We start from the raw sequence: 25,064 nt of genomic DNA, 5'->3' as shown, positions 1-25,064 counted from the left end.
GGGCCGTATCTCGCGAAAAACCGGACCGATCATCTATGATCGGTTCGTGTGTGTACTTTTTTCTATCGAGCCTTATCCATGAATCAGAACGCTGAGTATTCCGCGGTCAATGACGCTGTGCGCGGGCAGTTTTTTCGCAAAGTGTGGGCGATGATCACGCCTTACTGGCGCAGTGAAGAGAAGGTCAAAGCCTGGACTCTGCTGATCGCCGTGATTGCGCTGTCGCTGATCAGCGTAGGGATCTCGGTGTGGTTCAACACCTGGTACAAGGATTTCTACAACGCGCTGCAACAAAAGGACGAGGAGGCATTCTGGCGGCTGATCCTGTATTTCTGCGGGATTGCTGCGGTGGCGATCGTCGGCGCGGTGTATCGGCTGTACCTGACGCAGATGCTGACGATCCGCTGGCGGGCATGGCTCACCGAAAAGCATTTCACCCGCTGGCTGGGTGACAAAAACTACTACCAGCTGGAGCAGGGCGGTTACACCGATAACCCGGACCAGCGGATTTCCGAAGACCTCAACAGCTTCACCTCCCAGACCCTTGAGCTGGGTGTCGGGCTGCTGCGCAATATTGTCAGCCTGGTGTCGTTCTCGATCATCCTGTGGGGCGTGTCGGGCAGTATTGAAGTCTTCGGCATCACCATTCCCAGCTACATGTTCTGGTGCGTGCTGGTTTACGCGGTGGTCGGTAGCTGGTTGACGCATTTGATCGGTCGTCGCCTGATCGGCCTGAACAACCAGCAACAACGCTTCGAAGCTGACCTGCGTTTCTCCATGGTGCGAATTCGCGAGAATGCCGAAAGCATCGCGTTGTACAACGGAGAGCCGAACGAAAACCGCCGGTTGAGCAGCCGCTTCGGGATGGTCTGGCATAACTTCTGGGACATCATGAAGGTGTCCAAGCGCCTGACGTTCTTCACCGCTGGTTACAGCCAGGCCGCGATCATCTTCCCCTTCATGGTTGCCGCCCCGCGTTACCTTTCCGGCAAGATCGAACTGGGCGAGCTGATGCAAATCAGCTCGGCGTTCGGCAATGTGCAGGAGAGCTTCAGCTGGTTTATCAGTGCCTACCAGAGCCTCGCTTCCTGGCGCGCCACCTGCGATCGTCTGTTGAGCTTCCAGCAGGCCATGCGTGACAACGAAGAACGTGCGCCGGCCATCGACGTCCAGAATTCGGGATCGGTGCTGAAGGTGCACAACCTCGACCTCGACCTGGCTGAAGGTCGTCACCTGCTGACCAACGCCGACATGACCGTGAGGGAGGGCGAGCGTGTGATGCTCAGCGGTCGTTCCGGCAGCGGCAAGTCGACCCTGCTGAGGGCGATGGGACATCTGTGGCCGACCGGCCACGGCAGTATTCGCCTGCCATCGGCGCGCTACCTGTTCCTGCCGCAAAAACCGTATTTGCCGATTGGCACCCTGCGTGATGCCCTCAGTTATCCGCAGCCCGGCGATACCTATCCGAAGGAACGCTACGTGCACGTGCTGGAAACCTGTCGTCTGCCGCACCTGATTACCCGTCTCGACGAAGCCAACCACTGGCAACGCATGTTGTCGCCGGGTGAGCAGCAGCGCCTGGCTTTTGCCCGTGCGCTGCTTTATGCACCGCAATGGCTGTATATGGACGAAGCGACTTCGGCGATGGATGAAGAAGACGAGGCCACGCTGTATCAGGCGCTGATCGATGAGTTGCCGGGGTTGAGCATTGTCAGCGTCGGTCATCGCAGCAGTCTGAAGCGCTTCCACCCTCGGCACATCCGTATCGAGAATGGCCATCTGGTGGACCAGGCTGTGACTGCATAACACCACAATCCCTTGTAGGAGCGAGCTTGCTCGCGATGATGGTTAACGATAACGCGTGCTTCCTGAAGACCCGCGGTGCTTGCCAGTCCATCGCGAGCAGGGGTGGTAGTGATCGTACAACCGCGTTGCGCTATGATGCGCTTTCAGCCGCCGATTTTTTCGAGACAGATGTTCACCATGGAAAACCCGAACGACGTACCACGCCTCCCACGCAAGCGCCGCAGCCTCGCTCAGGAACTGGTGACGGTGCTGTCGGAGCAGATCCGCGACGGCCATCTCAAGCGTGGCGACAAGTTGCCCACCGAGTCGGCCATCATGGATGCCCATGGTGTCAGCCGCACGGTGGTGCGTGAGGCGATTTCCCGGTTACAGGCGGCAGGGCAAGTGGAAACCCGCCACGGTATCGGCACCTTCGTGCTCGACACGCCGAGCCCGAGCGGTTTCCGTATCGACCCGGCGACTGTGGTAACCCTGCGAGATGTGCTGGCGATCCTGGAACTGCGTATCAGTCTGGAAGTGGAGTCTGCCGGGCTGGCGGCGCAACGTCGCAGTCCGGAACAACTGGCCAACATGCGCGCCGCCCTCGATGCGTTGAATGAAAGTGCCGCTCACGCCAGTGACGCCGTGGCTTCGGACTTCGCCTTCCACCTCGAAATCGCGCTGTCCACCGGCAACCGTTATTTCACCGACATCATGACCCACCTGGGCACCAGCATCATTCCTCGCACGCGGCTGAACTCCGCACGCCTGGCCCATGACGACCAGCAGCACTATATGAGCCGCCTGAGCCGTGAGCACGAAGAAATCTACGACGCCATTGCCCGTCAGGATTCCGATGCGGCGCGGGCCGCCATGCGTTTGCACCTGACCAACAGCCGTGAGCGGTTGCGTCATGCCCATGAAGAGGCTGAGGCGCAGCGCGGATAAGAAATCTGACTCCGGTAATCCCTCGCCTGATCTGCCGCCATCGCGAGCAAGCTCGCTCCCACAGTGTCTTGTGTCGATCGTAGAATCGAGATCACACACAGCCCCCTGTGGGAGCGAGCTTGCTCGCGATTGGGCCGTAAGCTACACCAGAAAAGCCTCGTTCCTACTGATTTCTCTTCTGACAACGTATCTCTGATACGCCTACGGTCGCGACTTTTTTCCTCCGCGCTCTTAGGTCGGAGAGCCTCTGATTTGCTGGTTTCCTGATCCGTTTGTCCAACAATTTTCACCCCCAGCGATGAAATGCAGTTGACGGCTGTATTTTAAGTTGTACGATGACCTACAACATCAGCTCGGGCTGAACGGTTTTTCTCACACAACGTCGCAATCCAGGGTGTTCGAACAATGAATCCACAAGAACTGAAGTCCATCCTCTCTTCCGGTCTGCTGTCTTTCCCGGTTACCGATTTCAATGCTCAGGGCGACTTCAATCGCGCGGGTTACATCAAGCGTCTGGAATGGCTGGCCCCATACGGCGCCTCGGCTCTGTTCGCCGCGGGCGGCACCGGTGAGTTCTTCTCTCTGGCGGCCAGCGAATATTCGGAAATCATCAAGACTGCGGTCGACACATGCGCCACCAGCGTGCCAATCCTGGCCGGTGTGGGCGGTTCGACCCGCCAGGCTATTGAATACGCACAGGAAGCTGAGCGTCTGGGCGCCAAAGGTCTGCTGCTGTTGCCGCACTACCTGACCGAAGCCAGCCAGGACGGCGTTGCCGCCCACGTTGAGGCCGTGTGCAAATCGGTCAACATCGGCGTGGTGGTCTACAACCGTAACGTCTGCCGCCTGACCGCGCCGCTGCTGGAACGTCTGGCCGAGCGCTGCCCGAACCTGATCGGCTACAAGGATGGCCTGGGTGATATCGAGTTGATGGTGTCGATCCGTCGTCGCCTCGGTGATCGCTTCAGCTACCTGGGTGGCTTGCCGACCGCCGAAGTCTATGCCGCGGCCTACAAGGCACTGGGCGTGCCGGTCTACTCCTCGGCGGTGTTCAACTTCATTCCGAAAACCGCGATGGACTTCTATCACGCGATCGCTCGCGAAGATCACGCCACCGTCGGCAAGATCATTGATGACTTCTTCCTGCCGTACCTGGACATCCGTAACCGCAAAGCCGGTTATGCCGTAAGCATCGTCAAGGCCGGGGCAAAAATTGCCGGCTACGACGCAGGTCCTGTGCGTGCACCGCTGACTGATCTGACCGGCGAAGAGTACGAAATGCTCGCCGCGCTGATCGACAAGCAGGGTGCGCAGTAACACATCCGTTTAAGTAAGGCCGCTGAGCAATCAGCGGCCTTTTGCGTGAGGAGATCTCAAAGTGGCAGATGCAAAGCGTTTTGATAACTACATCAACGGCGAATGGGTTGCCGGTGGCGATTATTCGACCAACATCAACCCGTCCGAACTGAGCGACGCCATCGGCGACTACGCCAAGGCTGATCTGGCTCAGGTCCACGCCGCCATCGACGCCGCCCGTGCCGCGTTCCCGGCCTGGTCCACTTCCGGCATTCAGGCGCGTCACGATTCCCTGGACAAAGTCGGTACTGAAATCCTCGCCCGTCGCGAAGAGCTCGGCACCTTGCTGGCCCGGGAAGAGGGCAAGACCCTGCCTGAAGCCTTCGGCGAAGTGACCCGCGCCGGCAATATCTTCAAGTTCTTCGCAGGCGAGTGCCTGCGCCTGTCCGGCGACTACCTGCCGTCGGTGCGTCCGGGCGTCAACGTTGAAGTCACTCGCGAAGCTTTGGGCGTGGTCGGTCTGATCACCCCGTGGAACTTCCCGATCGCCATCCCGGCATGGAAAATCGCCCCGGCCCTGGCCTACGGTAACTGCGTCGTGCTGAAACCCGCAGACCTGGTTCCAGGTTGCGCCTGGGCCCTGGCGGAAATCATCTCCCGCGCAGGCTTCCCGGCCGGTGTGTTCAACCTGGTGATGGGCAGCGGTCGCGTGGTGGGCGATGCACTGGTCCACAGCCCGAAAGTCGACGGCATCAGCTTCACAGGTTCCGTGGGTGTCGGTCGTCAGATCGCTGTCAGCTGTGTATCGCGCCAGGCCAAAGTCCAGTTGGAAATGGGCGGCAAGAATCCGCAGATCATTCTCGACGACGCCGACCTCAAGCAAGCGGTCGAGTTGTCAGTGCAGAGCGCGTTCTACTCCACCGGCCAGCGTTGCACCGCTTCCAGCCGCTTTATCGTCACCGCCGGGATTCACGACCAGTTCGTCGAAGCCATGGCCGAGCGCATGAAGTCGATCAAGGTCGGCCATGCATTGAAGGCGGGTACCGATATCGGTCCGGTGGTCTCGCAAGCGCAACTCGAGCAGGACATGAAGTACATCGACATCGGCCAGTCCGAAGGTGCGCGTCTGGTCAGCGGCGGTGGTCTGGTGACGTGCGACACCGAGGGCTACTTCCTCGCGCCAACCCTGTTTGCCGACAGCGAAGCTTCGATGCGCATCAGCCAGGAAGAGATCTTCGGCCCGGTGGCCAACATCGTCCGCGTCGCCGATTACGAAGCCGCGCTGGCCATGGCCAACGACACCGAGTTCGGGTTGTCGGCGGGCATTGCCACCACCTCGCTGAAGTACGCCAACCACTTCAAACGCCACTCCCAGGCCGGGATGGTGATGGTCAACCTGCCGACCGCCGGTGTGGATTACCACGTTCCGTTCGGTGGGCGTAAAGGTTCATCCTATGGATCACGTGAGCAAGGTCGCTATGCGCAAGAGTTCTACACGGTCGTGAAGACCAGCTACATCGGTTCGTAAACGCAATACCCCTGTAGGAGCGAGCCCTGCTCGCGATGGTCTTGAGGTCGCGGCGGTAAACCTGATGCCTCGCGTCATCGTTGACCACCATCTGAGCAAGCTCGCTCCTACAGAACACCGTTATTACCCGCATAAAAATAATCAGTGGGAGTACATCTACATGCAACCGACCCAGAAGCCGACTCACGTCCGCTATTTGATCCTGCTCATGCTGTTTCTGGTGACCACAATCAACTACGCCGACCGGGCTACCATCGCAATCGCTGGCTCCAGCCTGCAAAAAGACCTCGGCATCGACGCCGTGACCCTCGGCTACATCTTCTCCGCATTCGGTTGGGCCTATGTGGCCGGGCAAATCCCCGGCGGCTGGCTACTGGACCGTTTTGGCTCGAAAAAAATCTACGCATTGAGCATCTTCACCTGGTCGCTGTTCACCGTACTGCAAGGCTTCGTCGGTGAGTTCGGCATGTCCACGGCGGTGGTTGCGCTGTTCATGCTGCGCTTCCTGGTGGGCCTGGCTGAAGCGCCGTCTTTCCCTGGTAACGCCCGAATCGTTGCGGCGTGGTTCCCGACTGCTGAACGCGGTACGGCCTCGGCGATCTTCAACTCGGCGCAATACTTCGCCACCGTGCTGTTCGCTCCGCTGATGGGCTGGATCGTCTACTCCTTCGGCTGGGAGCACGTGTTCATCGTCATGGGTATCCTGGGCATCATCTTCTCGCTGGTCTGGCTGAAAGTGATCTACAGCCCGCGCGAACACCCACGGATCAACGATGCTGAGTTCAAGCACATCTCCGAAAACGGCGGCATGGTCGACATGGACCAGAAGGGCAAGAAGTCCGACGGTCCGAAGTGGGATTACATCCGCCAGTTACTGACCAACCGCATGATGCTCGGCGTGTACCTGGGCCAGTACTGCATCAACGGCATCACTTACTTCTTCCTGACCTGGTTCCCGGTATACCTGGTGCAGGAGCGCGGCATGACCATCCTCAAGGCCGGTTTCATCGCGTCCTTGCCGGCAATCTGCGGCTTCATCGGTGGTGTGCTCGGCGGGGTGATTTCCGATTACCTGTTGCGCAAGGGCCATTCCCTGACCTTCGCCCGCAAGGCACCGATTATCGCTGGCCTGCTGGTTTCCAGCAGCATCGTGGCGTGCAACTACGTGGACGTAGAATGGATGGTCGTCGGCTTCATGGCCCTGGCGTTCTTCGGCAAAGGCGTCGGTGCACTGGGCTGGGCCGTGGTGTCCGACACGTCGCCGAAGCAGATCGCCGGTCTGAGCGGCGGCCTGTTCAACACCTTCGGTAACATTGCTTCGATCACCACTCCAATCGTGATCGGTTACATCATCAGCTCCACCGGTTCATTCAAGTGGGCGTTGGTGTTCGTCGGTTGCAACGCACTGGTTGCGGTGTTCAGCTACCTGGTGATCGTGGGCCCGATCAAGCGCGTGGTGCTCAAAGAGCCACCAGCGAACGGTACTGAAGCCCCAGGCAAATTGTCTCAAGCGCATTCCTGAGGAGCGGCGTCATGCAGTTGATTGAACATTCCGACTCGCCGCGCTACATCCGCCTGCACGAGCGGGACAACGTAGTGATCGTGGTCAATGATCAGGGCGTACCGGCCGGCACCGAGTTTGCGGACGGTCTGGTTACCGTGGATTTCGTGCCGCAGAGCCACAAGGTCACCCTGGAAGACATTCCCGAAGGTGGCCAGGTGATTCGTTATGGCCAGGTCATTGGCTATGCCTTGCAGCCGATTCCCCGAGGCAGTTGGGTCAAGGAAGATCAACTGCGCATGCCGACCGCGCCACCGCTCGACAGCCTGCCGCTGTCCACCGACGTGCCGGCCGCGCAAGCACCGCTGGAAGGCTTAACCTTCGAGGGTTATCGCAATGCCGACGGCACCGTCGGCACGCGCAACATTCTTGGCATCACTACCACCGTGCAGTGCGTGACCGGAGTGCTGGATCATGCGGTCAAGCGCATCAAGGACGAGCTGCTGCCCAAGTACCCGCACGTCGATGACGTGGTGGCGCTCACCCACAGCTACGGCTGTGGCGTGGCCATCACCGCCACCGACGCGTACATCCCGATCCGCACCGTGCGCAACCTGGCACGCAACCCGAACCTGGGTGGCGAAGCCTTGGTGATCAGCCTGGGCTGCGAGAAATTGCAGGCCGGGCAAGTGATGCACGAGAACGACAGCTCGGTGGATTTGAGCGAGCCATGGCTGTACCGCTTGCAGGATTCCAGTCACGGATTCACCGAGATGATCGAGCAGATCATGGAACTGGCCGAGACGCGCTTGAAGAAGCTCGATCAACGTCGCCGGGAAACCGTGCCGGCATCCGAGTTGATCCTGGGCATGCAATGCGGTGGCAGTGATGCGTTCTCCGGCATCACCGCCAACCCGGCGCTCGGATATGCCTCGGACCTGCTGCTGCGGGCCGGTGCGACGGTGATGTTCTCCGAAGTCACCGAAGTGCGCGATGCGATTTATCTGCTGACCTCCCGCGCGGAAAACCAGGACGTCGCCCAGGAACTGGTGCGGGAAATGGACTGGTACGACCGCTACCTGGCCAAGGGCGAGGCGGATCGCAGTGCCAACACCACGCCGGGCAACAAGAAGGGCGGGTTGTCGAACATTGTCGAGAAATCCCTGGGATCGATCGTCAAGTCCGGCAGCAGCGCGATCAACGGCGTGCTTGGCCCAGGCGAGCGTTTCAAGCGCAAAGGCCTGATTTTCTGCGCGACCCCGGCCAGCGACTTTGTCTGCGGGACCTTGCAGTTGGCGGCGGGGATGAACCTGCACGTGTTCACCACCGGTCGTGGCACGCCTTACGGGCTGGCCATGGCGCCGGTGGTGAAGGTCTCTACCCGGACCGAACTGGCGCAACGCTGGCCGGACCTGATTGACATCGACGCAGGGCGCATTGCTACTGGCCGCGCGTCCATCGAAGATCTTGGCTGGGAGTTGTTCCATTACTATCTGGACGTGGCGAGCGGCAAGAAGCAGACGTGGGCCGAGCACCACAAGCTGCATAACGACATCACCCTGTTCAATCCGGCGCCGATCACTTAAGACCGAGTCGCCTGCTTCGCTAGCAAGCCCGCTCCTCACTGGATTGTCGCCGCGCACAAATTTTGCGTTCGACACTGATCAAATGTGGGAGCAGGCTTGCTCGCGAAGGCGATCCAGCAGGCGCCGAAGTCTTCAGTGGCTTATCATTAGCCCCCTAACGACGCCCACCCCAAGGTCCTCCCGGCATGCTGGCAATTTTCCTCGAAACCCTGAACATCACCGCGCCGGTGTTCGTCATGCTGTTTCTGGGGGCTCTGCTAAAGCGTATCGACTGGATCAACGACAATTTCATCCACACCACATCAGCATTGGTGTTCAACGTCACCATGCCGGCGTTGCTGTTTTTTGGCATCCTGCATGCCGACCTGCACGCGGCGTTGCAGCCGGCGCTGTTGATCTATTTTTCCCTTGCGACCCTGGTGTGTTTTGCCATCGCCTGGGTTTGGGCGATCTGGAAGTGCCCGCGGGAAGATCGGGGGATCTACACCCAAGGTGCCTTTCGCGGTAACAACGGGGTCATTGGCCTGGCGCTGGCGGCAAGCATGTACGGCGACTACGGGATTTCCCTCGGAGCGATCCTGGCGGCGCTGGTGATCCTGTTCTACAACACCCTTTCGACCATCGTGCTGGCGGTGTACAGCCCGGTGATCAAGTCCGATCCGTGGAGCATCTGCAAAAGCGTGTTCAGCAATCCGCTGATCATCAGCGTGATTGCAGCTGCACCATTCGCCTATTTCAAGATCGGCTTGCCTGGCTGGCTGGAAACCTCCGGCCAGTACCTGGCGCAAACCACGTTGCCGCTGGCGCTGATCTGCATCGGCGGCACGCTGTCGCTGGCGGCGCTACGCAAAAGCGGTTCGATGGCGTTAAGTTCGAGCCTGGTGAAAATGCTCGGTCTGCCGATCCTGGCGACACTCGGTGCGTGGCTCTGGGGCTTCCGTGGTGCGGAGCTGGGGATTCTGTTTTTGTACTTCGGCAGCCCGACAGCGGCGGCCAGTTTCGTCATGGCCCGGGCGGCGGATGGCAATCATGAACTGGCGGCGGCGATTATCGTGATCACCACATTGATGGCGGCGGTGACCACCAATGTCGGGATCTTTTTGTTGCAGTGGGGTGGGTGGATTTAGCTTCCGGATTGTCGCTGTGCTTTAGGGCCTCATCGCGAGCTTGCTCGCGATGGCGCCAGATCAGGCAGCCTGAATTTCAATGACTCACTCTGGCTTCTGGTAATTGTCGATCACTTCCTGCGCCGCCCGAAACGCATCGATCGCCGCCGGCACACCGGCATACACCGCGCAATGCAGCAGCGCTTCGCGAATTTCATCCACAGTGCAGCCGTTGTTCAGCGCACCGCGTACGTGACCTTTCAGCTCCTGCGGGCACTTGAGTGCGGTCAGGGCGGCAAGGGTGATCAGGCTGCGGGTTTTCAGCGGCAGGCCTTCGCGATTCCACACGCCGCCCCAGGCGTGTTCATTGACGAAGTCCTGCAGCGGCTGGGTGAACTCGGTGGCGTTGCCCAGTGCGCGGTCGACGAAGGCGTCGCCCATCACTTGGCGGCGGACTTCAACGCCGGGTTTTTTGTTCTCGGTCATGGGGCTTCCTTCTTATGGTGTTGGCGACGCCAGGCGCGTAGTGACGTGAACAGCAAAAACGCTACCAGCGCTGGCAGGACGAATAACAGCATCAAGTGTTCCAGCTTGCCGGCCAGTGGCATGCCGGTGGTGAACGACACCACGTGCAGCCCATACGCCAGGTACAAACCCAGAAACAGCAGACCTTCGGCGCGGGTCACCCGATAGCCGGAGTAGAACACCGGCAGGCACAGCGCCGCGATGCCGAGCATCACCGGCAGGTCGAAGTCCAGGGCGTTGGGCGACACCGACAGCGGTGACGGTGCCACGAGCGCCGTAAAGCCGAGCACGCCCAGGAGGTTGAACAGGTTGCTGCCGATCACGTTGCCCACGGCAATATCGCGTTCGCCGCGTATAGCCGCGATCAACGAAGTGGCGAGCTCAGGCAGTGAGGTGCTGACGGCGACGATGGTCAGGCCGATGATCCGCTCCGACAGCCCAAGGTCGGTAGCGACCGCAACGGCTGCCCCCAGCAGCAAGTGTCCGGCGTACACCAGCATCGCCAGTCCGGCGACTATCATCAGCAGGCTGCTCATCCATGACGCCTGGCCGTTGTGATCATGGCTCGATACCGGGCGTGCCGAGTGTCGCGACTGACGCAGTAACAAGCCCAGGTAAATCGCCAGAGCCGTCAGCAACATCACACCGTCGGCCCGGGTCAGTTCTTCATTCCAGGCGAGTACGAACACCAACAGGCTGGCGCCGATCATCAGCGGAATATCCAGGCGCACCAACTGTCGGGAAACCCGCAGCGGAATGATCAGCGCAGACAACCCCAGGGTGACGAGGATGTTGAAAATGCTGCTGCCGATCACACTGCCGACGGCGATATCGGCATTGTGCGCCAGGGTTGCTTGCAGGCTGACCGCCATCTGCGGTGCGCTGCTGCCGAGGGCGACGATGGTCAGTCCGATGATCAGCGGTCGTATGTGCAGCCGTGCGGCGATGCGTACGGCGGCGCGCACCATCAATTCGGCGCCGACAATCAGCAGGAGCAATCCGCTGAGCAATTCGATCACGCTGATCAGGGGTAAATCGGCTAATCCGAAAATGGTCGGGGCTCCATCGGTCAGTCGTCGAGAGCTTGCACGCGAACCCGCGCGGTGCCGCTACGCAGCATGCCCAGGCGCTCGGCGGCTTCCTTGGACAGGTCGATCAGGCGGCCCCGGGTGTGCGGCCCGCGATCATTGATGCGCACCACGCAGGATTTGTCGTTATTCAGATTGGTGACCTTCACCCGTGTACCGAAGGGTAGCTGGCGATGGGCGGCGGTCATGGAATTCATGTTGAAACGCTCGCCGTTGGCGGTGCGTTTGCCTTGGTGTTTGGCGCCGTAGTACGAAGCCACGCCGGTTTTGTCGTAGCCATGCGGATCGACGGTGTCGGTGCTGGCGCAACCGGCCAGGATCGAAAGGAGGGCGCAAAGTCCAACTAGACGCTTCATTTGAAAGCTTCCGAAAACAAATGTGGGGGCGACGGTGCGGCGGTCCGACTTGGTCGCGATTGGCATTCTGACAATCAACTTTGTATTGAGTGCCGGACCGCTATCGCGAGCAAGTCGAATCGTCGCACCGTCGCTCCCACAGGGAATGGAGCCAGATTTTAGAGCTGGCTCCATTCTCATCAGCCTTCGAGCTTGCTTTTGAGCAGTTCGTTGACCTGTTGCGGGTTGGCCTTGCCTTTGGAGGCTTTCATGGCTTGACCGACGAAGAAGCCGAACATCTTGCCGCGCTTGGCTTCGTCTGCCGCGCGGTATTGCTCAACCTGCTCGGCGTTGGCCGCGAGCATCTCGTCCAGCACCGCCGAGATGGCGCCGGTGTCGGTCACTTGCTTGAGGCCGCGCTTGTCGATGATCTCGTCTGCGCTGCCTTCGCCGTTGGCCATCGCTTCAAACACCACTTTGGCGATCTTGCCGGAGATAGTGTTGTCCTTGATGCGCAGCAGCATGCCGCCCAGAAGCTCGGCGGAAACCGGCGACTCTTCGATGTCCAGGCCTTGCTTGTTGAGCAGGCTGCCCAACTCGACCATCACCCAGTTCGCCGCCAGTTTGGCGTCGCCGCCGATGCTCGCGACTTTCTCGAAGTAATCGGCTTGCTCGCGGCTGGTGGCCAGTACGCTGGCGTCGTAGACCGACAGACCGAACTGCTCCTGGAAGCGCTCGCGCTTTTGCGGTGGCAATTCCGGCAGGGTGGCGCGCACTTCGTCGAGGAACGAGTTTTCGATGACCACCGGCAACAGGTCCGGATCGGGGAAGTAACGGTAGTCGTTGGCTTCCTCTTTGCTGCGCATTGGACGGGTCTCGTCCTTGTTCGGATCGTACAGGCGGGTCTGCTGGATCACCTTGCCGCCGTCTTCGATCAATTCGATCTGACGCTGGATTTCGCTGTTGATCGCCTTCTCGATGAAGCGGAACGAGTTGACGTTCTTGATCTCGCAGCGGGTGCCGAACTCGGCCTGGCCTTTCGGGCGGATCGATACGTTGCAGTCGCAGCGCAGCGAACCTTCGGCCATGTTGCCGTCGCAAATCCCTAGGTAACGCACCAGTGCGTGGATCGCCTTGACATAAGCCACGGCTTCCTTGGCACTGCGCATGTCCGGCTCGGAGACGATTTCCAGCAGCGGTGTGCCGGCACGGTTCAGGTCGATGCCGGTGGCGCCGCTGAATTCTTCGTGCAGGCTCTTGCCGGCGTCTTCTTCCAGGTGCGCGCGGGTGATGCCGACACGTTTGACCGTGCCGTCCTCGAGGGCGATGTCCAGGTGGCCCTTGCCGACGATCGGCAGCTCCATCTGGCTGATCTGGTAGCCCTTGGGCAAATCCGGGTAGAAGTAGTTTTTACGGGCGAACACGTTGTGCTGGCCGATCTCGGCGTCAATTGCCAGACCGAACATGACCGCCATGCGTACCGCTTCCTGGTTCAATACCGGCAATACGCCCGGCATCCCCAGGTCTACCAGGCTGGCCTGGGTGTTCGGCTCGGAACCGAAGGTGGTGGAACTACCGGAAAAGATTTTCGACCGGGTGGTGAGCTGGGTATGAATCTCCAGCCCGATCACGACTTCCCATTGCATGTGTGTCTCCTCAGAAGCCGGTTGGGGTGCGGGTGTGCCAGTCAGTGTTCAACTGATACTGGTGGGCAACGTTCAACAGGCGACCTTCCTGGAAATACGGAGCGAGCAATTGCACGCCGACCGGCAGGCCGTCGACAAAACCGGCCGGCATCGAGAGGCCGGGCAGGCCTGCGAGGTTGGCGGTGATGGTGTAGACGTCTTCCAGGTACGCAGCGACCGGGTCGCTGTTCTTGGCGCCAAGCTTCCAGGCCGGGTTCGGCGTGGTTGGGCCGAGGATGATGTCGACCTCATTGAAGGCCGCCATGAAGTCGTTCTTGATCAAGCGACGAATCTTCTGCGCCTTCAGGTAGTAGGCGTCGTAGTAACCGGCGGACAGGGCGTAGGCACCGACCATGATCCGGCGCTGCACTTCTGTCCCGAAACCTTCGCCGCGGGAGCGCTTGTACAGGTCTTCCAGGTTTTTCGGGTCTGCGCAACGGTAGCCGAAACGTACGCCATCAAAGCGCGACAGGTTGGAAGAGGCTTCCGCCGGGGCGATCACGTAGTACGCAGGAATCGCGTGCTGCATGTTCGGCAGGCTGATTTCCTTGACCACGGCGCCGAGCTTTTTCAGCTCTTCGACGCTGGCCATGACCAGGTCGGCAATGCGCGGGTCGAGACCGGCGCTGAAGTACTCTTTCGGCACGCCGATACGCAGGCCTTGCAGCGAGCCGTTGAGGCTGGCGCTGTAGTCCGGCACGGGTTCGTCGATGCTGGTGGAGTCATTCGGATCAAAGCCAGCCATACCTTGCAACAAAATTGCGCAGTCTTCAGCAGTGCGCGCCAACGGGCCGCCCTGATCGAGGCTGGACGCGTAGGCAATCATGCCCCAGCGCGAAACACGACCGTAGGTCGGTTTCAGGCCGGTGAGGTTGGTCAGGGCCGCAGGCTGGCGGATAGAACCGCCAGTGTCGGTGCCGGTGGCTGCCGGCAACAGACGAGCGGCAACCGCCGCGGCGGAGCCGCCGGACGAACCACCCGGAACGTGCTCCAGGTTCCACGGGTTTTTCACCGCGCCGTAGTAGCTCGACTCGTTGGCCGAACCCATGGCGAATTCGTCCATGTTGGTCTTGCCCAGGGTCACGGCGCCGGCAGCGGCCAGCTTGGCGACGACGGTGGCGTCGTACGGGGCCTTGAAGTTGTCGAGCATCTTCGAGCCGCAGCTGGTGCGAATGCCCTGGGTGCAGAACAGGTCCTTGTGGGCGATCGGCGCGCCGAGCAGGGCGCCGCTCTCACCATTGGCCCGACGGGCGTCAGCGGCTTTCGCCTGCGTCAGCGCCAGGTCTTCGGTGAGGCTGATGAAACTGTTGAGCTGCGGATCGAGCTGGGCGATGCGCGCCAGCAAGACCTTGGTCAGCTCTTCGGAGGAAAACTTTTTATCGGCGAGTCCGCGGGCGATCTCGGCCAGAGTCAATTGATGCATTGCAGGCTCTTTCCCTATTAGTCGATGACTTTCGGAACCAGGTACAGGCCGTTTTCGACCGCTGGTGCGATGGACTGGTAGGCCTCGCGGTTATTGGTCTCGGTCACGACGTCTGCGCGCAGGCGCTGGCTGGCTTCCAGTGGGTGGGCCAGCGGTTCGATACCATCGGTATTGACCGCCTGCATTTCGTCGACAAGCCCGAGAATGCTGTTAAGGGCCGAAGTGATGTGTGGAAGATCGGCATCATTGAGGCCAAGGCAGGCCAGATGAGCGATTTTTTCCACGTCGGAGCGTTCAAGCGCCATTGGGATTCTCCAGTGGAAAACAAAACGGACGGCGTCCGTGTGTTAGATTGTCGGAACACTACCGCACTTCTACGGTCATAAGGCCGCGATTGTGGGGCTTGGTGCACAGAAAAGCGGCCAATTTAACATATTGGCGCCTTGCCCAAAATCCCTGTCGTTGTTAGAGTTTGCCGCACTTTTTTACCCACGCGTTGCCTAGGGTCCCTTTCCCATGTTCAAGAAACTGCGTGGCATGTTTTCCAGCGATCTTTCCATTGACCTGGGCACTGCCAACACCCTTATTTACGTGCGCGAGCGCGGTATCGTCCTGAATGAGCCCTCCGTTGTGGCCATTCGGACACACGGTAACCAGAAAAGTGTCGTTGCTGTCGGCACCGAAGCCAAGCGCATGCTGGGTCGTACGCCGGGCAACATTGCTGCCATTCGTCCGATGAAAGACGGCGTGATCGCCGACTTCAGCGTGTGCGAAAAAATGCTGCAGTACTTCATCAACAAGGTTCACGAAAACAGCTTCCTGCAGCCTAGCCCACGCGTGTTGATCTGCGTTCCATGCAAATCCACCCAGGTTGAGCGTCGTGCCATCCGTGAATCGGCCCTTGGCGCCGGTGCCCGTGAAGTGTTCCTGATCGAAGAGCCAATGGCTGCTGCGATCGGTGCCGGCCTGCCGGTTGAAGAAGCTCGCGGTTCGATGGTCGTGGATATCGGTGGCGGTACCACTGAAATCGCGCTGATCTCCCTGAACGGTGTGGTTTACGCCGAATCCGTACGCGTGGGCGGCGACCGCTTCGACGAAGCGATCATCACCTACGTGCGTCGCAACTACGGCAGCCTGATCGGTGAGTCCACCGCCGAGCGCATCAAGCAGGAAATCGGCACCGCGTATCCTGGCGGCGAAGTTCGCGAAGTCGACGTTCGTGGCCGTAACCTGGCCGAAGGCGTTCCACGCGCATTCACCCTGAACTCCAATGAAGTGCTGGAAGCTCTGCAAGAGTCCCTGGCAACCATCGTTCAGGCCGTGAAAAGCGCCCTGGAGCAATCGCCTCCGGAGCTGGCTTCCGATATCGCCGAACGTGGCCTGGTACTGACCGGTGGCGGCGCCTTGCTGCGTGACCTGGACAAATTGCTGGCCCAGGAAACCGGTTTGCCGGTGATCGTTGCCGAAGACCCGCTGACCTGTGTTGCTCGCGGCGGTGGCCGTGCATTGGAAATGATGGATAAACACACCATGGACCTGCTTTCCAGCGAATAAGTCGCCGGATTGCCTCTATGCTGTTGAGCGCGCAGGCGGCACTTTGCAGTGCTGCCTGTTCGCGTTTATCTTCTGTCAGTCTGCATCCAGGCCGGATTGCTGCCGTATGAATAAACAGAACATTTGCCTGGGAGGAGCGGCTTATTAAACCGCTTTTCACCAAGGGCCCTTCACTTGGCGTGCGCCTGTTGGTGCTGGTCGTGCTATCGGTCGCGCTGATGGTGGTCGATGCCCGTTTCAGTCTGCTCAAGCCTGCACGCAGCCAGATGTCGCTGGTGCTGATGGACGCCTACTGGATCACCGACTTGCCAGGGCGGCTGTGGGAAGGCGTTGCCAGTCAGTTTGGCAGCCGGACCGAACTCGTCGCCGAAAACGAAAAGCTCAAGACCGAGAACCTGCTGTTGCAGGGGCGCATGCAGAAGCTTGCTGCCCTGACCGAGCAGAACGTTCGGCTGCGCGAGTTGCTCAACTCTTCGGCCCTGGTCAACGAGAAGGTCGAAGTGGCCGAGTTGATCGGCATGGACCCCAACCCCTTCACCCATCGCATCATCATCAATAAAGGTGAGCGCGATGGCGTGGTTCTCGGTCAGCCGGTACTCGATGCCCGTGGCCTGATGGGGCAGGTGGTCGAGTTGATGCCCTACACCTCCCGCGTCTTGCTGCTGACCGATACCACCCACAGCATTCCGGTGCAGGTGAACCGTAACGGTTTGCGGGCGATTGCCAGCGGCACCGGCAACCCGGAACGTCTCGAGTTGCGGCATGTGGCCGATACCGCCGACATCAAGGAGGGCGACCTGCTGGTCAGCTCCGGCCTCGGTCAGCGTTTCCCGGCGGGTTATCCGGTGGCGACGGTCAAGGAAGTGATTCACGATTCCGGCCAACCGTTTGCCATTGTCCGCGCCGTTCCGACCGCCGCCTTGAACCGTAGCCGTTACCTGTTGCTGGTGTTCAGCGACAACCGGACTGCCGAAGAGCGCGTCAACGCTGCCGCCCAGGCCCAGGAAAGTCTGGATGCGCAGGGCGGTGGGCCGATCATTCCGTCGACGGTTCCGAAACCGGTCAGCCCCGGGGTCCCCGCTGCACCGGCCGCCGCACCGGCGATTCCTGCGACGGCGGCGCCTGCAGCCACCGCGCCAGCCAAGCCTGCGGCCTCGCATCCTGCGGCGGCTAAACCGCCGGCGGCGCAACCCGCTGCCGCGAAGCCTGCCGCCAAACCGCCAGTGTCCGCGCCGGCCACTCCAGTGGGGAGAGAATAATGGGCGGTGTGAAAGCATCCCGAAACGGCTGGATAGTCTGGCTGACGTTCGCCGTCGGTCTGCTGTTGAGCGTTTCGCCTCTGCCGCAATTCATGGAAATCCTGCGCCCGCTATGGCTGGCCTTGTTGCTGGCATTCTGGGCGTTGAACCTGCCGCAGACCGTCGGGATGGTGACGGCGTTTTGCCTGGGGCTGGCTGAAGATGTGCTCTACGGTACCTTGCTGGGTCAGAATGCCTTGATCCTGACGCTCATCACCTATCTGGTGCTGGCGCTGCAGCAACGCCTGCGGATGTTCCCGATGTGGCAGCAGAGCCTGGTGATCCTGGTGATCTTCGGACTCGCCCAGCTAGTACAGCTATGGCTCAGTGCATTGACCGGCAATCGTCAGCCGACGTTGGCGCTGGTGCTGCCGGCACTGGTCAGTGCGCTGCTCTGGCCCTGGATCAGTTTCGGTTTGCGCGGACTGCGTCGACGCTACAAAATCAATTAATTCGTTCAGGCATTGGACAGGGAGAGGTCTTGATGAAACGGTTGTACCTCGCCTCTGGTTCGCCGCGTCGACGTGAATTGCTCACGCAGATCGGCGTTGCGTTCCGCGCCGTCAATGCGGACATCGATGAAACCCCTTTAGCTCAAGAATCCCCATCGGCCTACGTCGAGCGCCTGGCACGCGGCAAGGCCGAGGCCGGGCGCGTCGTCGTCGTGTCTGATGAACCATTTTGTGTGCTCGGTGCCGATACCGCCGTGGTGCTCGATGGGAAAATTCTCGGCAAACCGGTTGATCAAGCGGATGCGTGCGCCATGCTGACGATGCTGTCAGGGTGTGAACATGAAGTCCTGACCGCGATTGCCGTGCTCGATGGCGCACGTTGCGAATCCCGGGTTGTCACCAGCCGGGTGCGTTTTCGAGATATCAGTCGTGAGGAAGCCGCAGCCTACTGGGCCAGCGGCGAACCACGGGACAAGGCGGGCGGTTATGGCATTCAAGGACTGGGTGCGGTGTTTGTCGCCGGGCTCGATGGAAGTTATTCAGCGGTGGTTGGACTACCGCTTTGCGAAACCGCGGAACTGCTCGGCCATTTCGGCATACCCTGTTGGCAACCCCGGAACGCACACCAAGCAACGTTCTGAACAGATGCGGCCATTATCGTGAACATGCCTGAACGAGACCCTGCCATGAGTGAAGAGATTCTGATCAACATCACGCCGATGGAGTCGCGCGTGGCGGTGGTCGAAAACGGTGTCCTGCAAGAGGTCCACGTCGAGCGTACGCAAAAGCGCGGGATCGTCGGCAACATCTATAAGGGCAAAGTTGTGCGGGTATTGCCTGGAATGCAGGCGGCATTCGTCGATATCGGCCTGGACCGGGCCGCGTTCATTCATGCGTCGGAAATTTCCCTGCGCGAAGGCCCGGCGGTCGAGAGCATCAGTGCACTGGTGCACGAGGGCCAGAGCCTGGTGGTGCAGGTGACCAAGGATCCGATCGGTTCCAAAGGCGCTCGCCTGACCACTCAGTTGTCGATCCCTTCGCGTTACCTGGTGTACATGCCGCGCACGGCCCATGTCGGCATTTCCCTGAAGATCGAAGACGAAGCCGAGCGCGAACGCCTCAAACAGGTGGTCACTGATTGCGTGGCCAAGGAAGGCATCAAGGAAGCTGGCGGTTTCATCCTGCGCACGGCGGCCGAAGGTGCCGGCGCGGATGAAATCCTCATGGACATCCGTTATCTGCGCCGTCTCTGGGATCAGATCAACGTCCAGATCAAAACCATCAGTGCGCCTAGCGTAATCTACGAAGACCTTGGTCTGGCGCTACGCACCCTGCGTGACCTGGTGAGCCCGAAAATCGAGAAGATCCGCATCGACTCCCGGGAAACCTTTCAGAAAACCACGCAGTTCGTCGCCGAACTGATGCCCGAGATTGCTGACCGCCTCGAGCATTATCCGGGTGAGCGACCGATTTTCGACCTGTATGGCGTCGAAGACGAAATCCAGAAGGCACTCGAACGCAAGGTCCCGCTCAAGTCCGGCGGTTATCTGGTGGTCGATCCGGCGGAAGCCATGAGCACCATCGACGTCAATACCGGGGCGTTCGTCGGCCATCGCAATCTCGAAGAGACCATCTTCAAGACCAACCTCGAAGCCGCGACGGCCATCGCCCGTCAATTGCGCCTGCGTAACCTGGGCGGAATCATCATCATCGACTTCATCGACATGGAAGATGAAGAGCACCAGCGCCAGGTGTTGCGCACGCTCGAAAAGCAACTGGAACGCGATCACGCCAAGACCAACATCATCGGTATCACAGAGCTGGGCCTGGTGCAGATGACCCGCAAGCGCACCCGCGAAAGCCTTGAACAGGTGTTGTGCGAGCCGTGCAATGCCTGTCAGGGACGGGGCAAGCTCAAGACCCCGGAAACCGTTTGCTACGAAATCTTCCGTGAAATCCTGCGCGAGGCTCGCGCCTATCAGGCGGAAGGCTATCGTGTATTGGCAAACCAGAAAGTGGTGGATCGCCTGCTCGACGAAGAGTCGGGCAACGTTGCCGAGCTGGAAGGGTTTATCGGGCGCACCATCCGCTTTCAGGTCGAAACCATGTATTCCCAGGAACAATACGACGTGGTGCTGCTCTGAAGCGTTTTGTTTTGATTGTTCGAGAATGGCTGGCCTCAGCTTTTTGCAAAACTTTTGCCATGGGAGCCACCTGACATGGATCGTCTGACACGCATATTGGCCGCACTGACCCGCTGGGGTCTGGGCCTGTGCGCGTTGGTTTTGGTGTTGATGGCGCTCTACGTCAGCCTTGGCCGGGAGCTGACGCCGTTAGTCGCCGAGTACCGTGCCGACATCGAAACCAAAGCCAGCGATGCCTTGGGCATACCGTTGCAGATCGGCGAGCTCGAAGGCAACTGGAGTGGATTCGCCCCTATATTGATGGCCCGCGACGTGACGGTCGGCGACGGTGCCAATGCCTTGCACCTGGATCAGGTGCGCGCGGTGCCGGACCTTTGGGCCAGCCTGTTGGCTCGTCAGGTACGCATCGCTCATCTGGAGTTCAGCGGCCTCAAGATCAACCTCAGGCAAGGAGAGGGCGGTCAGTGGGCTCTGGAAGGTTTGCCGATGCGCCAGGACCAGCCCGCCGATCCGGAGCAACTGCTCAATCAGATGCAGATGATCCAGCAACTGTCGGTGCTCGACAGCCAGGTGACCCTGCAGCCGTTTGGCGAATCGCCGCTGACCCTGACTTATGTCGGCCTGAATCTGAATACCGGGGCGTCACGGCAGCGGCTCGACGCACGGCTGACCCTGCCGGACGGGCAACCGGTGGCCATGAGCCTGCGTACCCGTATTCGAGCCAGCCAATGGAAGGATGGAGAAGCCGAGGTCTACCTGAGCCTGCCGCAAAGCGACTGGTCGAAGTGGTTGCCTGAACGTCTGACCCAACAGTGGAATTTTTCCGAGATCAAGGCCGGCGGCGAGCTGTGGGCGACTTGGGGCAAAGGCACCTTGCAAAGCGCTGCGGTGCGCTTGAACGCGCCACAACTCAAGGGCGCCTACGCCGAGCGCAAGCCGATCCAGATCAATAACCTGGCGCTCAATGGTTACTTCCAGCGTACTGCCAAAGGTGTGTCAGTGACTCTGGACTCCCTTGCGATGAACTTCGGCTCGACTCGCTGGGAAACGCATCTGCAGCTCACGCAAAGCGCCGCCACTGATAAAACCGAAGAACTCTGGCACCTGCAAGCCGACCGGGTTGATCTCACGCCGCTGACCCCGCTGTTCAACGCCCTGGCGCCGTTACCAGAGGGTTTTGCCACGGTCGTCGAGCGACTCAAGGTCACGGGTAGCCTGCGTAACGTGCTGGTCGACTTCCGCCCCAATGCCACTGACGACAGCAAGTTCGGGTTTGCCGCCAACCTCGACCAGGTGGGCTTCGACGCCTATCACGGTGCGCCGGCGGCGCGAAATGTCAGCGGCAGCATCAGCGGTGACCTGGGGCACGGCGAACTGCGCATGGACAGCAAGGATTTCATGCTGCACCTGGACCCGATTTTCGCCAAGCCATGGCAGTACATTCAGGCCAATGCGCGGCTGACCTGGAAACTTGATAAAGAAGGTTTCACCCTGATCGCGCCGTATCTGAAAGTGCTGGGCGAGGAAGGCAAAATCGCCGGCGACTTCCTGATTCGCCTGTATTTCGATCACACCCGGGAAGACTACATGGACCTGCGGGTCGGCCTGGTGGACGGTGACGGTCGCTACACCGCCAAGTACTTGCCGACGGTCCTCAGCCCGGCACTGGACGAATGGCTGCGCACGGCGATTCTCAAGGGCGCGGTGGATCAAGGCTTCTTCCAGTATCAAGGGTCGCTCAGCCGCGGTGCCGCGGACGTCGATCGCAGCATCAGCCTGTACTTCAAGGTTCACGATGCCGAGCTGGCGTTCCAGCCGGGCTGGCCCCATGTCAGCAAGGTCAGCGGCGATGTGTTTGTCGAAGACAGCGGCGTGCGGATTCTGGCCAGCACGGGCCAATTGCTCGGCACCCAGGTCAACGATATCTACGTCGACATTCCCCATGTGCCGGCCGGACAGAGCGTTCATTTGTTCCTCGATGGCGGATTTGCCGGCGGTTTGGGCGATGGCTTGAAAATCCTTCAGGAGGCACCGATCGGCACCGCAGCAACCTTTGCCGGCTGGGAAGGCGAGGGTGACCTGCAAGGCAAATTGAAGCTCGATATTCCCCTGGCAAAAGGCGAGGAGCCGAAGATCCTCGTCGATTTCAAGACCGCCAAGGCGCGCTTGAAGCTGGCTGAACCTGCGCTGGAACTGACCCAACTCAAAGGTGATTTCCGTTTTGACAGCGGCAAAGGCCTGACAGGGCAGAACATCAGTGCCCGGGCGTTCGACAAACCGGTCACCGCACAGATATTTGCCGATGGCAGCCCTGGTAAGCACAGTACCCGGGTGGCTGCGTCAGGGCAGGTCGAGGTCAAGAAACTGACTGACTGGCTGAAGGTCACCCAGCCTCTACCGGTGAGTGGTGTGATCCCGTATCAACTGCAACTGACCCTGGACGGCGCCGACAGCCAGTTGGTGGTCAATTCCAGCCTCAAGGGCGTGGCCGTCGATTTGCCTGCACCGTTCGGCATAACCTCCGAGGCCGGGCGCGACACCACGTTCCGCATGACCTTGCAGGGCGACGAGCGGCGTTATTGGGTCAGTTACGGGGACTTGGCGAGTTTCACGTTCGCGGCCCCGGCCAGTAGTTTCGCCGACGGTCGCGGGGAGTTGTTCCTCGGTGGCGGCGAGTCCGTCTTGCCTGGCACCAAAGGCTTGCGGGTACGGGGCGTGCTGTCGGAGCTGGACGTTGGCCCGTGGAAGGATCTGGTGGACAGATACGCCGGACAAGACCCCGGCGGCAGCGCCAGGCAACTGCTCAGCGGCGCGAATTTCAAGGTGGGCAAACTCAGCGGTATCGGCACCACCCTCGATCAGGCCTCGATCCAGCTGGCGCGCAAGCCTTCTGCCTGGGCGCTACAACTGGACAGCCAGCAGATCAATGGCAGCGCCAGCCTTCCCGATGCGAAAGCCACGCCGATAACGATCAATCTGCGAACTGTGCGCCTGCCCGCACCGGACCCGACCGTGCTGGCCGATGAAAATTCGCCGGATCCGCTGGCGTCGGTGGACCCGACAAAAATCCCAGCGATGGACATCACCATCAATCAGCTATTCCAGGGGCAGGATCTGGTGGGGGGCTGGTCGCTGAAAATTCGTCCGACGCCCAAGGGCATGGAGTTCAACTCCCTGGACCTGGGCCTCAAGGGCATGCTGTTGGTGGGCAGCGGTGGTTGGGAAGGCGTGCCTGGCGCCAGCAACAGCTGGTACAAGGGTCGTATCAGCGGCAAGAACCTCGCCGATGTGCTCAAGGGCTGGGGGTTTGCGCCGAGCGTCACCAGTAAGGACTTCTATATGGATGTCGATGGCCGCTGGCCCGGCTCACCTGCCTGGGTGGCGACCAAGAGTTTCTCCGGCACGCTTGATGCGACCCTCAATCAGGGGCAGTTCGTCGAGGTTGAGGGCAGTGCCCAGGCGCTGCGGGTATTTGGCTTGCTCAACTTCAACTCCATCGGCCGGCGCCTGCGCCTGGACTTCTCCGATCTGTTTGGCAAAGGCCTGAGTTATGACCAGGTCAAGGGGCTGCTGGTCGGGACCAATGGTGTGTATGTCACCCGTAAGCCGATCCAGCTGACGGGCCCGTCGAGCACCATTGAACTCGACGGCACCCTGAACATGGTGGCCGATCAGATCGATGCGAAACTGATGGTGACCTTGCCGGTGACCAATAACCTGCCGATTGCCGCATTGATCGTCGGTGCACCCGCGGTCGGCGGGGCGCTGTTCCTGATCGACAAGCTGATCGGAGACCGGGTCGCCCGTTTCGCCAGTGTGAAGTACACCGTCAAAGGGCCTTGGAAAGAACCGAAAATTACCTTCGACAAGGCTTTTTGAGATCCTTTTGAAAAGGCGCTCGGCAAGCCTATGGAGTAGCATGGCCGCATACGATTCCGGGAGTGCGCCATGTCTGTAGCGGTGATTCAAATGGTCAGCCAGAGCGATGTGCTGGCCAATCTGGCCCAGGCCCGTCGGCTGCTCGAGCAAGCGGCCGCCGGTGGTGCGAAGCTCGCGGTATTGCCGGAAAACTTCGCCGCCATGGGCCGGCGCGACATTGCCGACATCGGGCGCGCCGAAGCACTGGGCGAAGGTCCGATCCTGCCCTGGTTGAAACAGACCGCACGCGACCTCAATTTATGGATTGTGGCCGGCACGTTGCCGTTGCCGCCGGTGGATCATCCGGCGGCCAAAGTACATGCCTGTTCGTTGCTGGTCGATGACCAGGGTGAAACGGTGGCGCGCTACGACAAGCTGCACCTGTTCGATGTCGACGTGGCCGACAATCGCGGCCGTTATCGTGAATCCGATGACTATGCTTATGGCAGTAGGATCGTGGTGGCGGACACACCGGTTGGGCGGGTTGGCCTGACGGTCTGTTACGACTTGCGCTTCCCGGAGCTGTACAGCGAATTACGCGCGGCCGGCGCGGAACTGATTACCGCCCCTTCGGCCTTCACGGCGGTGACCGGCGCGGCGCATTGGGATGTGCTGATTCGCGCACGGGCCATCGAGACACAATGTTATGTGCTCGCGGCTGCCCAGGGGGGGGCGCATCCGGGGCCGCGGGAAACTTTCGGTCATGCTGCCATCATCGACCCGTGGGGACGTGTGCTGGCACATCAGGATCAAGGCGAGGCCGTGCTGCTGGCCGAACGCGACAGCAGCGAACAGGCGTCCATCCGGGCGCGGATGCCGGTGTCCAGTCACCGGCGCTTTTTCTCGCAGGGCGCCCAGCGACCTGCATCAGAACGACGAATTTAAGGCGTAA

The 25,064-nt window shown here is 60.4% G+C and carries 20 protein-coding genes; 14 read left to right on the top strand and 6 right to left on the bottom strand.

Annotation, left to right across the window (positions count from 1 at the left end):
* Window positions 1-78 precede the first annotated feature (78 nt).
* The 7 genes from AC3WTM_RS01390 to AC3WTM_RS01360 all read left to right on the top strand — a co-directional run bounded on the left by AC3WTM_RS01390 (window position 79) and on the right by AC3WTM_RS01360 (window position 9,771).
* Entirely contained in the window at window positions 79-1,806 is a 1,728-nt protein-coding gene (locus tag AC3WTM_RS01390) for an ABC transporter ATP-binding protein/permease (RefSeq protein ID WP_102669066.1), read from the top strand.
* A gap of 177 nt (window positions 1,807-1,983) precedes the next feature.
* Entirely contained in the window at window positions 1,984-2,733 is a 750-nt protein-coding gene (locus AC3WTM_RS01385; RefSeq protein WP_178081865.1) for a FadR/GntR family transcriptional regulator, read from the top strand.
* A gap of 405 nt (window positions 2,734-3,138) precedes the next feature.
* Complete coding sequence (kdgD, locus tag AC3WTM_RS01380) at window positions 3,139-4,050, top strand: 5-dehydro-4-deoxyglucarate dehydratase (RefSeq protein ID WP_007976489.1); 912 nt, start codon at window positions 3,139-3,141, stop codon at window positions 4,048-4,050.
* Window positions 4,051-4,111: 61 nt separating this feature from the next.
* Window positions 4,112-5,557, top strand: coding sequence for an aldehyde dehydrogenase family protein (locus AC3WTM_RS01375; protein WP_102669067.1), 1,446 nt, complete (start codon window positions 4,112-4,114; stop codon window positions 5,555-5,557).
* Between the two features lie 160 nt (window positions 5,558-5,717).
* Window positions 5,718-7,079, top strand: coding sequence for an MFS transporter (locus AC3WTM_RS01370; RefSeq protein WP_102669068.1), 1,362 nt, complete (start codon window positions 5,718-5,720; stop codon window positions 7,077-7,079).
* 11 nt (window positions 7,080-7,090) lie between these two features.
* Window positions 7,091-8,644, top strand: coding sequence for a galactarate dehydratase (garD, locus tag AC3WTM_RS01365; RefSeq protein WP_102669069.1), 1,554 nt, complete (start codon window positions 7,091-7,093; stop codon window positions 8,642-8,644).
* A 185-nt stretch (window positions 8,645-8,829) separates the two neighbouring features.
* Complete coding sequence (locus AC3WTM_RS01360) at window positions 8,830-9,771, top strand: AEC family transporter (protein WP_102669070.1); 942 nt, start codon at window positions 8,830-8,832, stop codon at window positions 9,769-9,771.
* Window positions 9,772-9,855: 84 nt separating this feature from the next.
* Here the strand turns inward: AC3WTM_RS01360 and AC3WTM_RS01355 are convergent, their stop codons facing one another.
* The 6 genes from AC3WTM_RS01355 to gatC form a co-directional block, all read right to left on the bottom strand.
* Window positions 9,856-10,236, bottom strand: a complete 381-nt coding sequence (locus AC3WTM_RS01355) for a carboxymuconolactone decarboxylase family protein (RefSeq protein WP_102669071.1) — start codon at window positions 10,234-10,236, stop codon at window positions 9,856-9,858.
* On the bottom strand, window positions 10,233-11,294 hold the full coding sequence (locus AC3WTM_RS01350; RefSeq protein ID WP_102669072.1) for a calcium/sodium antiporter: 1,062 nt from the start codon (window positions 11,292-11,294) through the stop codon (window positions 10,233-10,235). The genes AC3WTM_RS01355 and AC3WTM_RS01350 overlap by 4 nt, the downstream gene beginning before the upstream one ends.
* 50 nt (window positions 11,295-11,344) lie before the next feature.
* Window positions 11,345-11,719, bottom strand: coding sequence for a septal ring lytic transglycosylase RlpA family protein (locus tag AC3WTM_RS01345; RefSeq protein ID WP_102669073.1), 375 nt, complete (start codon window positions 11,717-11,719; stop codon window positions 11,345-11,347).
* Between the two features lie 179 nt (window positions 11,720-11,898).
* Entirely contained in the window at window positions 11,899-13,344 is a 1,446-nt protein-coding gene (gene gatB, locus AC3WTM_RS01340; RefSeq protein ID WP_102669074.1) for an Asp-tRNA(Asn)/Glu-tRNA(Gln) amidotransferase subunit GatB, read from the bottom strand.
* A 10-nt stretch (window positions 13,345-13,354) separates the two neighbouring features.
* Window positions 13,355-14,806, bottom strand: a complete 1,452-nt coding sequence (gene gatA / locus AC3WTM_RS01335; RefSeq protein WP_057398872.1) for an Asp-tRNA(Asn)/Glu-tRNA(Gln) amidotransferase subunit GatA — start codon at window positions 14,804-14,806, stop codon at window positions 13,355-13,357.
* Between the two features lie 17 nt (window positions 14,807-14,823).
* Window positions 14,824-15,111 carry an Asp-tRNA(Asn)/Glu-tRNA(Gln) amidotransferase subunit GatC gene (gene gatC / locus AC3WTM_RS01330; protein ID WP_007976465.1) on the bottom strand — a complete coding sequence of 96 codons (288 nt, stop codon included), beginning with the start codon at window positions 15,109-15,111 and terminating at the stop codon, window positions 14,824-14,826.
* Between the two features lie 211 nt (window positions 15,112-15,322).
* On the opposite strand from gatC, the gene mreB reads away from it, so the two are divergent.
* The 7 genes from mreB to AC3WTM_RS01295 all read left to right on the top strand — a co-directional run bounded on the left by mreB (window position 15,323) and on the right by AC3WTM_RS01295 (window position 25,057).
* Window positions 15,323-16,360: a rod shape-determining protein MreB gene (mreB, locus tag AC3WTM_RS01325; RefSeq protein WP_002555108.1), complete on the top strand. Its 1,038-nt coding sequence runs from the start codon at window positions 15,323-15,325 to the stop codon at window positions 16,358-16,360.
* A gap of 191 nt (window positions 16,361-16,551) precedes the next feature.
* Window positions 16,552-17,619, top strand: a complete 1,068-nt coding sequence (mreC, locus tag AC3WTM_RS01320; RefSeq protein ID WP_371918573.1) for a rod shape-determining protein MreC — start codon at window positions 16,552-16,554, stop codon at window positions 17,617-17,619.
* Entirely contained in the window at window positions 17,619-18,110 is a 492-nt protein-coding gene (mreD, locus tag AC3WTM_RS01315) for a rod shape-determining protein MreD (protein ID WP_007970244.1), read from the top strand. The genes mreC and mreD overlap by 1 nt, the downstream gene beginning before the upstream one ends.
* 32 nt (window positions 18,111-18,142) lie before the next feature.
* Window positions 18,143-18,751 carry a Maf family protein gene (locus AC3WTM_RS01310; RefSeq protein WP_102669076.1) on the top strand — a complete coding sequence of 203 codons (609 nt, stop codon included), beginning with the start codon at window positions 18,143-18,145 and terminating at the stop codon, window positions 18,749-18,751.
* Window positions 18,752-18,796: 45 nt separating this feature from the next.
* Entirely contained in the window at window positions 18,797-20,254 is a 1,458-nt protein-coding gene (gene rng, locus AC3WTM_RS01305; protein WP_102669077.1) for a ribonuclease G, read from the top strand.
* A gap of 75 nt (window positions 20,255-20,329) precedes the next feature.
* Window positions 20,330-24,133, top strand: coding sequence for a YhdP family protein (locus AC3WTM_RS01300; RefSeq protein WP_102669078.1), 3,804 nt, complete (start codon window positions 20,330-20,332; stop codon window positions 24,131-24,133).
* A gap of 69 nt (window positions 24,134-24,202) precedes the next feature.
* Window positions 24,203-25,057, top strand: coding sequence for a carbon-nitrogen hydrolase family protein (locus AC3WTM_RS01295; protein WP_102669079.1), 855 nt, complete (start codon window positions 24,203-24,205; stop codon window positions 25,055-25,057).
* The last annotated feature ends 7 nt before the right edge of the window (window positions 25,058-25,064 follow it).

The organism is Pseudomonas sp. EU05-FHT14B02 (assembly GCF_058791055.1).
The sequence above is the reverse complement of the archived record's forward strand: the minus strand, read 5'-3'. Positions and strand labels throughout refer to the sequence as shown.

Coding starts and splice junctions, on each gene's coding strand:
- AC3WTM_RS01390 (WP_102669066.1), top strand. CDS start 79: ATGAATCAGAACGCTGAGTATTCCGCGGTCAATGACGCTGTGCGCGGG.
- AC3WTM_RS01385 (WP_178081865.1), top strand. CDS start 1,984: ATGGAAAACCCGAACGACGTACCACGCCTCCCACGCAAGCGCCGCAGC.
- kdgD (WP_007976489.1), top strand. CDS start 3,139: ATGAATCCACAAGAACTGAAGTCCATCCTCTCTTCCGGTCTGCTGTCT.
- AC3WTM_RS01370 (WP_102669068.1), top strand. CDS start 5,718: ATGCAACCGACCCAGAAGCCGACTCACGTCCGCTATTTGATCCTGCTC.
- garD (WP_102669069.1), top strand. CDS start 7,091: ATGCAGTTGATTGAACATTCCGACTCGCCGCGCTACATCCGCCTGCAC.
- AC3WTM_RS01360 (WP_102669070.1), top strand. CDS start 8,830: ATGCTGGCAATTTTCCTCGAAACCCTGAACATCACCGCGCCGGTGTTC.
- AC3WTM_RS01355 (WP_102669071.1), bottom strand. CDS start 10,236: ATGACCGAGAACAAAAAACCCGGCGTTGAAGTCCGCCGCCAAGTGATG.
- AC3WTM_RS01345 (WP_102669073.1), bottom strand. CDS start 11,719: ATGAAGCGTCTAGTTGGACTTTGCGCCCTCCTTTCGATCCTGGCCGGT.
- gatB (WP_102669074.1), bottom strand. CDS start 13,344: ATGCAATGGGAAGTCGTGATCGGGCTGGAGATTCATACCCAGCTCACC.
- gatA (WP_057398872.1), bottom strand. CDS start 14,806: ATGCATCAATTGACTCTGGCCGAGATCGCCCGCGGACTCGCCGATAAA.
- gatC (WP_007976465.1), bottom strand. CDS start 15,111: ATGGCGCTTGAACGCTCCGACGTGGAAAAAATCGCTCATCTGGCCTGC.
- mreB (WP_002555108.1), top strand. CDS start 15,323: ATGTTCAAGAAACTGCGTGGCATGTTTTCCAGCGATCTTTCCATTGAC.
- mreD (WP_007970244.1), top strand. CDS start 17,619: ATGGGCGGTGTGAAAGCATCCCGAAACGGCTGGATAGTCTGGCTGACG.
- AC3WTM_RS01310 (WP_102669076.1), top strand. CDS start 18,143: ATGAAACGGTTGTACCTCGCCTCTGGTTCGCCGCGTCGACGTGAATTG.
- rng (WP_102669077.1), top strand. CDS start 18,797: ATGAGTGAAGAGATTCTGATCAACATCACGCCGATGGAGTCGCGCGTG.
- AC3WTM_RS01300 (WP_102669078.1), top strand. CDS start 20,330: ATGGATCGTCTGACACGCATATTGGCCGCACTGACCCGCTGGGGTCTG.
- AC3WTM_RS01295 (WP_102669079.1), top strand. CDS start 24,203: ATGTCTGTAGCGGTGATTCAAATGGTCAGCCAGAGCGATGTGCTGGCC.